The 9,734-nt window shown below is 40.4% G+C and carries 11 protein-coding genes; 5 read left to right on the forward strand and 6 right to left on the reverse strand.

All coding sequences use genetic code 11. The features are described from left to right. Positions 1-273: 273 nt before the first annotated feature. Positions 274-1,488, reverse strand: a complete 1,215-nt coding sequence (locus A3775_RS19065) for a protein-glutamate O-methyltransferase CheR (protein ID WP_066426276.1) — start codon at positions 1,486-1,488, stop codon at positions 274-276. Positions 1,489-1,529: 41 nt separating this feature from the next. Next, positions 1,530-2,015, reverse strand: a complete 486-nt coding sequence (locus tag A3775_RS19070; RefSeq protein ID WP_066426278.1) for a chemotaxis protein CheW — start codon at positions 2,013-2,015, stop codon at positions 1,530-1,532. Positions 2,016-2,328: 313 nt separating this feature from the next. Between A3775_RS19070 and A3775_RS19075 the strand changes: the two genes are divergently transcribed. The 3 genes from A3775_RS19075 to A3775_RS19085 all read left to right on the forward strand — a co-directional run bounded on the left by A3775_RS19075 (position 2,329) and on the right by A3775_RS19085 (position 4,180). Then, on the forward strand, positions 2,329-2,682 hold the full coding sequence (locus A3775_RS19075) for a 4-Cys prefix domain-containing protein (RefSeq protein ID WP_066426280.1): 354 nt from the start codon (positions 2,329-2,331) through the stop codon (positions 2,680-2,682). Between the two features lie 23 nt (positions 2,683-2,705). Next, positions 2,706-3,170 (forward strand): hypothetical protein, encoded by a 465-nt coding sequence (locus A3775_RS19080; RefSeq protein WP_066426282.1) that lies wholly within the window; start codon positions 2,706-2,708, stop codon positions 3,168-3,170. A gap of 263 nt (positions 3,171-3,433) precedes the next feature. Next, positions 3,434-4,180 carry an Rpn family recombination-promoting nuclease/putative transposase gene (locus A3775_RS19085; RefSeq protein ID WP_066426284.1) on the forward strand — a complete coding sequence of 249 codons (747 nt, stop codon included), beginning with the start codon at positions 3,434-3,436 and terminating at the stop codon, positions 4,178-4,180. A gap of 80 nt (positions 4,181-4,260) precedes the next feature. Here A3775_RS19085 and asnS read toward each other — a convergent pair whose 3' ends face one another. Continuing rightward, a complete protein-coding gene (gene asnS, locus A3775_RS19090) occupies positions 4,261-5,652 on the reverse strand; it encodes an asparagine--tRNA ligase (RefSeq protein ID WP_066374915.1) in 1,392 nt (463 codons plus the stop codon). A 2-nt stretch (positions 5,653-5,654) separates the two neighbouring features. After that, positions 5,655-6,020 carry a hypothetical protein gene (locus A3775_RS19095; RefSeq protein WP_066426285.1) on the reverse strand — a complete coding sequence of 122 codons (366 nt, stop codon included), beginning with the start codon at positions 6,018-6,020 and terminating at the stop codon, positions 5,655-5,657. Between the two features lie 50 nt (positions 6,021-6,070). Here A3775_RS19095 and A3775_RS19100 point away from each other — a divergent pair, with 50 nt between their 5' ends. Then, the gene (locus A3775_RS19100) at positions 6,071-6,367 is read left to right on the forward strand and encodes a DUF6439 family protein (RefSeq protein WP_066426286.1); all 297 of its coding nucleotides are present in this window, start codon (positions 6,071-6,073) and stop codon (positions 6,365-6,367) included. Positions 6,368-6,532: 165 nt separating this feature from the next. Here A3775_RS19100 and A3775_RS19105 read toward each other — a convergent pair whose 3' ends face one another. Both A3775_RS19105 and rlmD read right to left on the reverse strand, forming a co-directional pair. Beyond that, positions 6,533-6,982, reverse strand: a complete 450-nt coding sequence (locus A3775_RS19105) for an anti-sigma regulatory factor (protein WP_066374921.1) — start codon at positions 6,980-6,982, stop codon at positions 6,533-6,535. A 411-nt stretch (positions 6,983-7,393) separates the two neighbouring features. Next, a complete protein-coding gene (gene rlmD / locus A3775_RS19110; RefSeq protein WP_066426287.1) occupies positions 7,394-8,776 on the reverse strand; it encodes a 23S rRNA (uracil(1939)-C(5))-methyltransferase RlmD in 1,383 nt (460 codons plus the stop codon). Positions 8,777-9,013: 237 nt separating this feature from the next. On the opposite strand from rlmD, the gene A3775_RS19115 reads away from it, so the two are divergent. Continuing rightward, positions 9,014-9,499, forward strand: coding sequence for an allophycocyanin subunit alpha-B (locus A3775_RS19115; RefSeq protein ID WP_066374925.1), 486 nt, complete (start codon positions 9,014-9,016; stop codon positions 9,497-9,499). The last annotated feature ends 235 nt before the right edge of the window (positions 9,500-9,734 follow it).

Consider the following 9,734-nt stretch of genomic DNA (forward strand, 5'->3'; position numbering starts at 1 on the left):
GTCAGTACGAGTAACCCTAGCTATACCAAGAAAATATTCATTCTGACGCACCCTACTAACAGTCAATTTGGATAATTTATTTTTTTGTGTTCCCTAATTTCTAAAACTTCAAACATAACAAACAAGTATCAAGCAGGTATCACGACATGGAAATACCTTGTAACTGCAATGTTTCCCATAGCAGCTATGAGACAAACAGCTTTTAAAGAAAGAATAAATAACTTAATATTTCATTACCTTTTTGGTAAGTGCTATTACGCCAAACTTCATCATTTATTGGCGTTTATTGATTCGGTGAATGCGTTCCCAAAGGAAACGAGCAGTTGCTATATCTCCCTGATGTTCTCGCAGTAATGCTAAATGAATTAAAGCTTCTTCGTGATTTGGTTGCAGATAAATTGCTTTTTGGAAAGATGTTGCAGCTTCTTCATTTTTACCCATTGCTTGTTGCACTTGCCCAAGCAGTAGATAAGCTTCGACGCTTACCAAATTTTTGTGGAGATAGTCTTGACAAATTTGACAAGCTTGCAGCAAAGAACCTTGATCAGCTAAACTTCTGGCAATATCTAGCAAGTTGGTTGGCTGAGTTTGTGGTTTCTGCGGTTGGGGATGCTGAGAAATAGGCGGTTTTGCTGGAAGTGGATGGTGCTTTTTGGGTTTACTTGCGCTACTATGTTTTGTTACAGGACGAGAAACATTTGCTTTTCGATAAGCAAAGGCTAAAGAGTGACGCACCGAAGTAAAGCGCGAATTGAGTAATAAACCTGTTTCTGCATGACCAACAAACAGCAAACCATCCTGAATCAATAACCGTTCCAAGGTGCGGATAGTGCGTTCTTTGGTACTGGAGTCAAAATAAATTAGTAAGTTGCGACAAAAGACAATATCATAAGGTGCTACATCAACCAAAAAATCAGAATCAGCTAAATTACCTTGGCGAAAATGTACTAAGTTTCTGACTTGTTCACACAGTTGATATCCTGCCTCAGTTGGTTGAAAATATTGTGCTTGAAAAGATAAAGTATTGTGACGAAAGGAATATTTTTCATAAATTGCTTTTTGAGCAGCTAACAAACACTTTGCGCTAATATCAACAGCATCAATGCGAAAGTTAGCTTGATTTAACCCAGCTTCCAAAAGTGCGATCGCAATTGAATAAGGTTCTTCACCAGTAGAACACGGCACACTCAAAACCCGCAATACTCTTTTAGGCTGAGTTACCAACCATTCAGATTGAATATATTTCTGCAAAAGTTTAAACGATTCTCTCTCCCGAAAAAACCAAGTTTCTGGAACAACCACATTGTCAACCAATGCTTCCCATTCCGAGCTAGATGCCTGCAATCTTTCTAAATAAACAGCTATATCTGTGATTTTACTATCCGCCATCCTTTGTTCAATAGCTCTAGCAATATTCGCCGAACCTATTGAACTTGCATCTAAACCAATTTTTCGTCTCAATAAAGCTTCGCCATCAGAATACGTCATGTTCAGCGATGGGTAATGATGACTTGTGGTAGATACACTATTTAATTTGCTGGTAAAAGATAAACCTGTTCAGCCTCTGATAACAAATTTTCAATCCGCAGACATTGAATCATGCCTTGTTCGCCTAAAATTATCTTACCCAAATAAGGGGCTGCATCTATCTCAACATTCGGATCAACAAACTCTAAGCTTGATTTATGCAATGTTTCTACTACTCGTTCTGCTATTAAACCAATAACAGAGGGTGCGGAAGTTGCAGTTTTAGATAATACAGATGAGTTTACATCTCTTCCCGAATAATTCACCAAAATAATTCTAGAGCTTAAGTGTTCACAGCAGGGTTTACCTCGCATCAACTGACATAAATCTAACACAGGAACAATTTGCCCTCGATAGTTAAATACACCTGCAAAATATTCGGGTGCGTGAGGAAGGGTTTTCAGGGTGACAAGTGGTAAAACTTCGACAACCTGCTGGCTAGGTAGTGCGTAACACTCATTATTTATGTAAAAAAGTAACATTAACATTAGTTAATCCCACCCATTATCAAAAAGTTTTCTCCTCTAAGATAGCTGTATCATCTCAGAAGTGAAAAGTTTATTTTTGGTAAACGCAGAGGGGCGCAGAGGTAAACGCAGAGGTACGCAGAGAATTTATGCTTCTGTTTCTCCTTCGCGCTTTTATTTGCTTTTACATTATTAATAGTGTAAGTTAAGTGATATATTTCACATGGTGTGCTGTTATTTAGTGATTAGAGATAGTTTGTATATCTGTAGACTGCGCTATTGACTGTCGGCTAGTGCAGCAAAATAAACAGCACAACCCAACTGATACTATCCCATGAGCTACTGTATCAATCCCCATTGTCCAAAACCTGCTGACCCAGCGAATGCAAACAACCGTATTTGTCGCAACTGTGGGTCTGAGATACTGCTACTAGGTCGCTATCGGGTAATCAAGCAATTAGGCGGTGGTGGCTTTGGTCAAACTTTTGAGGTTGATGATTCTGGTACAGCTAAAGTTTTAAAAGTGCTGACAGAGAATAACTCAAAAGCTATTGAATTATTTCAGCAAGAAGCCAAGGTTTTAAGTCAGTTGAACAGTGGGGGAATTCCCAAAGTTGATTCTGATGGTTACTTCACTGTTTCACCTAAAAATAGACAAAAAAGACATTATATATTACTATTGTATTAGTTTGTATTATACTTACTTTTACTATGCTCTCCAACCCATTTAGCATTCCCTCACGAGAAGAAACTCAATTTGAGAAAGATATTAATCAGTTAGTTCAGACTTTAAAAAATAAAGTTACGGATGTTTATAATAAACCTTATGAATGTCTTGGAGTTTCGTGGATATATGGCACTGAAAATCAAGGAATGTCGCTATTTATTAGCAAAGCTGATGAAATACTTGAAAAGTACAGTTGCAACCTAAAAGAAGATGAACCTAAAAATATAGATAACGCTTATCAATATCTTGCACAACAAGCGAATACTAAATATAGTGACAAGAAATATCTTGCTATTGAACTAGCTAAATGGATTCATGATTGTAATCGTGAATTAGGATCAGTTCCAATGACAGGAGATTTGGAACCGGCTTTGACGGAAATAGACAGTTTAAAAAGCAGACTTTCTGATTTTAAACATTTCCAACTTTTCAAAACAAAATTTTTTTAAATCAAATTAACCGAAAATTATCAAAGTAGGTTGGGTTGACGCAAGGAAACCCAACACCAATAAATTTAATATTTAAATTTATAGCCGAAAACTTCAAAGATGACTTAGAGGATGTTTGGAAAGTCGCAAAGTATACTAAAAACCCCTCTCCAAACCTCTCCCCGAAAAGGAGGAGGCTTTGAAACCCCCATTCCCTTGTAGGGAAGGGGGGCTGGGGGGTTAGGTCTGAGAGACTTTGAAGTTAATAACAATACTTTTCAAACATCCTCTTAGCCACATGGTTACTAGGTTCACCGATTAAATTAACAGAACTTAGCCCTACAGAATTATCAAACGAACCGATTCGCGCTGATTCGTTGATACTATTACAATCAGAGGATTTAGTTTTACGTACGGAATTTCAAACCGACGCAGATGAAGATATGCCCTTTCGGATGTTAGATTATCGGGTGAGGGTGTATCGTCGCTTTCCTCGCAAACAAATGCGTCAAGTAGTTATCTATTTGAGAAGAACAGCTTCACAATTAATCAATGAAAACAGTTTTAGATTAGAGAAAACTTACCATGAGTTTGAGGTCATACGTCTATGGGAACAACCGACAGACAGGTTTATGACTGTTCCCGGTTTGTTACCCTTTGCCGTCTTGAGTCAGACAAATGACCCTACAATGGTATTAACCCAAGTAGCGCAAGCAGTTGAAGCAATTACAGACCAACAGCTACAAAGAAATATAGCAGCCGCCAGTGCAATTTTAGCAGGGATTGTTTTAAGGAAAGATGTAATTAGCAGAATCTTAAGGAGCGAGATTATGCGCGAATCAGTTATTTATCAAGAAATTCTACAAGAAGGTGAAGCCAGAGGTGAAGCTAAGGGTAAAGCAGAAGGTAAAGCTGAAACAACAAGAAAGTTGGCTTTAAATTTACTGCGAATTGGTATGAGTTTAGAGCAAATTGCTCAAGTTACTGAATTATCACTTGAGCAAGTTCAGGCTTTACAAAGGGAGATTTAAGGTTTGTAGTAAGGACTTTAGTCCTCAAAGAAAAGGCTAAAGCCTTTACTACGAACTAAATCTCTAATTAGTTGGCACTTCTAAAACTCGGCGTTTTCTGGTGTACGGGGGAAGGGAATTACATCCCGAATGTTACCCATACCTGTCATAAATTGCACGAGTCTTTCAAAACCTAAGCCAAAACCAGCATGAGGTACTGTACCGTAACGGCGTAAGTCTAGATACCACCACAAATCTTCGGGTTTCATTCCTTGCGCTAAGACACGCCGTTCTAAAACGTCTAGGCGTTCTTCCCGTTGCGAACCGCCGATGATTTCCCCAATTTTTGGTGCAAGTATATCCATTGCACGGACGGTTTTCTCGTCATCATTCAAGCGCATATAGAAGGCTTTAATTTGCGCTGGATAATCTGTGACAATTACTGGTTTTTTGAACAGTTGTTCTGCTAAATAACGTTCATGTTCTGATTGTAAATCTAAACCCCAACTTACAGGATATTCAAACTTAACATCGGCTTTTTCTAATAGTTTGATGGCATCTGTGTAAGTTAGGCGTTCAAATTGATTGTTAATTATATTTTCGGCGGTGGCTAAGACGGTGTTATCAATGCGTTGATTAAAAAATTCCATGTCTTCTGGGCATTTTTCTAAGACATAGTTAAATATGTATTTGAGAAATGCCTCGGCTAAATCCATATCACCTTCTAAGTCACAAAAGGCCATTTCTGGTTCTACCATCCAGAATTCTGCTAAGTGGCGGGAGGTGTTGGAGTTTTCTGCACGGAAGGTAGGGCCGAATGTGTAAACGTTGCTAAACGCCATTGCCATGACTTCGGCTTCTAGTTGTCCACTGACTGTTAAGTAGGTGGGTTTAGCAAAAAAGTCTTGGCTGTAATCAACGGCTTGGTTTTCTGTGCGGGGTATATTCTTTAAATCTAAACTGGTGACGCTGAATAGTTCCCCTGCGCCTTCGCAGTCACTGGCGGTAATGATGGGGGTGTGTACCCACAAAAAGCCTCTTTCTTGAAAGAATTGATGAATAGCCGCAGAACAAGCATTTCTGACGCGGAAGACTGCACCAAAGGAATTTGTGCGCGATCGCAAATGTCCTATTGTGCGTAAAAATTCAAAAGAGTGGCGTTTCTTTTGCAGTGGGTAAGTTTCGGGATCAGCGTCCCCGTAAACTTTCACCGTTTCGGCTTTTAACTCAATACGCTGTCCTTTCCCTTGGGAAGCCACCAGCACGCCTTTTACCTCAACCGACGCACCTGTATTGATTTGTTTTAAAATCGCTTCATAGTCTGGCAAATCCTGATTGATCACAACTTGCAAATTAGCTAGTGATGAGCCGTCATTCACCTCAATAAACGCAAACCCCTTAAGTTCGCGCTTAGTTCTTACCCAGCCTTGTACTACAAGAGACTCATCAGGTTTACCACTTCGCAGAATTTCTGCAATCCTTTGATTTACCATAATTACCCAGCACAGGACTTTAATATCCAGCCTATAATAACGCCCAATCCACCAAAGCGGACTGCTTGCCAGAAAGGTTTCTTCAGGCTACGCCAAGAAAATAACTGGCTTTCTAAATTTAGTTCTAGCACTTCTATCTGCTGTTGAATGTGCTTTAACTCGGCTTTGATTTCTGGCGTTTGATGCTTATTTTGCTGTAGTTCGTCCCGGCGTTGTTGCCATTGTGCCTTTTCGGTGCGATCGCGCCTCACTTGATCATACCTTTGTTTTAATGCCCAGAGCGATCGCTCTACTTCCTCTAGTTCCTGTGCAAAATCAGGTTCTTGATTTTCCCCTGGCTGTTGAGATGATTTGTTTGGCGGCTTCATTGACAAGTAGTAGAGTAATAAGTAAATGTAACTGTTGCCAATAGTTATTTATGTCTCAACCTAGCCAGTTGTCTAAAACCAGTCAATTGAATGAATTTAGCGATTTAGAACTAGCCCAAGCCCTCATGGAAAGGCTGAGTATTTCGCCTAACGATTGGCATCGCCTCAAGTCTAACCGCAATTCTCGCGCTAGTGAACAAATAGCAGCCGCTATGGTGTTTCTGCTCAAAAATCAACCCCAAGAAGCTCTGGCTCGACTAGAACAGGCTGTAGGCTGGTTAAATCGCTCAATTTCCGCCCCCCCCTGTCCGACTCATGGGCATAAGGGACTAGGGAGTGGGGAGTAGGGGAGATGAGGGAGACAAATAAATTCAAAATTCAAAATTCAAAATTCAAAATTGTTGACTGTTGACTGTTGACTGTTAAAGAATTTCTACCTTGTCTACCTTGTCTACCTCATCTTCCCCAGTCCCCAGTCCCCAGTCCCCAGTCCCCAATACCCAGTCCCCAATTTACCGCCTCAAAGACAGCAAGGGGCGGTTTTCCAATTGCTTACACAGTCTTAATTCTGTGCCTTTGCGATTCCATTCTACTTGGTCAAAAATCTGATGGAGAAGACACATACCTCTACCGTTTTCTGCTTCATCAGGCGGTAAAAAATCTGTGGGTTCTTCTTCCCCATTAGCTACCGGAGTAAAGCCTTCACCTTGGTCTGATATCACCCACCAATACTGATTATCTATGAGGGAAAAGCGGACTACAACTTTTTTACTAGGGTCAAGATTATTGCCATGTTTAGCTGCATTCACTAAGGCTTCTTGAAGCCCTAGCCGCAGCTCGGCCTGTAATTTCGCTGGAATTTTTGCCAGCAGTAAATCTAAAATAGGACAGAGATAAAGCGTTGAGGCAAAACTAATAGTGCCCCAATAACGTCCAACTGGACGGAGGGAAATGGTAATCACGAGAGAAACCCCATAGCTTTCAGTTAGCTAGACATCAGTTTGCTTTCACAGGCACCCTGATAAATTTTGAGGTGGTCATGCTGCCTTCAAACTTGCGTCTTAATTACTAAATATTGAAAATGCCGGGGAGCATTGACTCTATTTATGATGTTTGATTGTTGATACATAAAACGGCTTTGAAACACTATGCTAGTCCAGTTAGAAATTGCAAAAAATATATGAATTACAAGAATTTTTAGGTTTTCTTTACATTGCCGAATTATACTTTAAACAATCTTATTCATTAGGTTATTAGAGCCTATGCAACTTGAGTTTTTTCACAAAATCATTTTTATTTTTACGTTAATTAGATTTTAGCATTTTTAGTATGGAATTAACTACAAATTTGAAATTTTAGTTTTTTATCAAGGACTAAGTATTCTTATCCAACTGTGATAGCACAAGAAAGGCGGCAGCTTCCACATGAGATGTTTGGGGAAAGAAATCAGCAGGTTGGATACGTTGGATTGTATACAAGCCATTTTGACACAGTAATTTCAAGTCACGAGCCAGGGTAGCTACTTTACAGCTGACGTAAACGATGCGGGCTGGTTTCGATAATAATAAAGATTCGATGACAGAGCGATCGCATCCCTTACGCGGTGGGTCAAGTAGTAACACATCTGGTATAATTCCCATTTTTGGTAGCAAATCTTCCACAGCCCCCAGATGAAATTCCACATTTTGAATCTCATTGTGTTGAGCATTGAGAATTGCTTGTTGCACAGCTTCTGCTTGCAACTCTAATCCTATAGCTTTGTGTACCTGTTTAGCTAGAGGCAAAGTTAAAGTACCAATGCCACAATAGGCATCAACTAAAGTCTCATCACCTTGTAAATTCAGTTCTGATTGAATTACTTCTAAGAGTGCTTCAGCCGTTTCTGTGAACACTTGGAAAAATGTATCGGGGCGGACTTGAAATTCTAACTCCGCAAAGATTTCTCGCAGATAGGGAACGCCAGCAATACATCGGGTTTCCCTGCCAAAAATCGCATTGGTGCGTTGGGGATTGCGATTTAAGCACACGCCTACCAACTGGGGATAACGTTTTAACCATGCTTCGGCTTGCTCTGCAATTCCCGGTAAATTTCCCTCCTTAACTACCAAAGTTAACAAAATTTCACCTGTCCGCCGTCCAATGCGTAAACCTAAATGGCGGATTTCTCCTTGATGGCGGGTTTCATCGTAGATATCCCAGCCAAGCTGTTGGATGTCTTGCTTAATTTCTGCCAGTAAAGGATTTAAACGGGGATCTTGAACTGGACACTGATTTAAGTTAACTAATTGATGACTACCTTTTTGATAGTAGCCAGCTTGTACTTTACCTGTACTTGAAACATCGAGAGGATAGGTAGCTTTATTACGATAGCCCAGAGGTGAAGCAGTTACTAAAACCGGATCTACTGATGGATTACTAAAACCGCCGATACGTTGTAAAGCTTGAATAACTTGATTGCGTTTTGCTGTGAGTTGATATTGATAATCAATATGTTGCCACTGACAACCGCCACATTTATCAGCCACAATGCAGCTAGGGCGGATGCGATGCGGTGATGGTTCCAGTATTTGTTTAAGCTGTCCGTGGGCAAATTTAGGCTTAACGTGGAGTAGACGCACCTGAATGCGATCGCCTGGAACAGTATCAGGGACAAAAACAACACGTTCTTCAAAACGTCCCACCCCGTCACCCGTATCACTCAAGTCAGTAATCGTAATCTCAATTAATGCACCTTGTTGCCAAACAGAATTAATCATTAGTTATTAGTCATTAGTCATTAGTCATTAGTCATTAGTCATGGGGCTTATGGCATTGGCTATATAACCCTCTTGTCTCCCCTGTCTCCCTTGTCTCTCTCATCCCCTCATCCCCCTCATCCCCTCATCCCCTCATCCCCTCATCCCCTCATCCCCCTCATCTTCCTCATCTCCCTTCACTTGTGTACCTCAGACTCGTTAAACTAGCAAATAATATTTCGCGTGATTTAAATAATCATGACTGTAATTAGCCAAGTTATTCTCAAAGCCGACGACGAACTGCGTTATCCCAGCAGTGGCGAACTCAAGAGCATCAAAGAGTTTTTGCAAACTGGTATCCAAAGAACGCGGATTGCTGCTACCTTAGCAGAAAACGAAAAGAAGATAGTTCAGGAAGCCACCAAACAATTGTGGCAGAAGCGTCCTGATTTTATCGCACCTGGTGGCAACGCTTACGGTGAAAAACAACGTGCGTTGTGTATTCGGGACTTTGGCTGGTACTTACGCCTGATTACCTATGGCGTACTAGCTGGAGATGTAGAACCAATTGAAAAAATTGGCATCATTGGAGTCCGGGAAATGTACAATTCCCTTGGCGTTCCCGTTCCAGGAATGGTAGAAGCGATTAATTCGCTCAAAAAAGCGGCTCTTGGGCTACTCAGTACAGAAGATGCAGCAGCAGCAGCACCTTACTTTGATTACATCATTCAAGCGATGTCTTAGGTCAATTATGTACCAGTTCAAGGGGTGCTTTTGGTTTGCCAAATTGAGTGTTAACTATTAACCTCAACTATCCATAAGATACTCTTTTGATCATAACCTCCCCACATTTGGTATTGGCTCTGGCAAGCTCTCTGTCAAGTTATCAACCAGTTGTGGGGAAATTTTATTTAGTCATTAGTCATTAGTCATTAGTCATTAGTCATTAGTCATTAGTCATTAGTCATTAGTCATTAGT

Source organism: Anabaena sp. 4-3, from assembly GCF_001597745.1.
GTDB lineage: Bacteria > Cyanobacteriota > Cyanobacteriia > Cyanobacteriales > Nostocaceae > Trichormus.

Bases quoted from the DNA above. Each gene is read 5' to 3' on its own strand.
- asnS (WP_066374915.1), bottom strand. From the start codon at position 5,652: ATGGTAAATCAAAGGATTGCAGAAATTCTGCGAAGTGGTAAACCTGAT.
- A3775_RS19070 (WP_066426278.1), bottom strand. From the start codon at position 2,015: ATGTTAATGTTACTTTTTTACATAAATAATGAGTGTTACGCACTACCT.
- A3775_RS19065 (WP_066426276.1), bottom strand. From the start codon at position 1,488: ATGACGTATTCTGATGGCGAAGCTTTATTGAGACGAAAAATTGGTTTA.
- A3775_RS19100 (WP_066426286.1), top strand. From the start codon at position 6,071: ATGTCTCAACCTAGCCAGTTGTCTAAAACCAGTCAATTGAATGAATTT.
- A3775_RS19080 (WP_066426282.1), top strand. From the start codon at position 2,706: ATGCTCTCCAACCCATTTAGCATTCCCTCACGAGAAGAAACTCAATTT.
- rlmD (WP_066426287.1), bottom strand. From the start codon at position 8,776: ATGATTAATTCTGTTTGGCAACAAGGTGCATTAATTGAGATTACGATT.
- A3775_RS19095 (WP_066426285.1), bottom strand. From the start codon at position 6,020: ATGAAGCCGCCAAACAAATCATCTCAACAGCCAGGGGAAAATCAAGAA.
- A3775_RS19115 (WP_066374925.1), top strand. From the start codon at position 9,014: ATGACTGTAATTAGCCAAGTTATTCTCAAAGCCGACGACGAACTGCGT.
- A3775_RS19075 (WP_066426280.1), top strand. From the start codon at position 2,329: ATGAGCTACTGTATCAATCCCCATTGTCCAAAACCTGCTGACCCAGCG.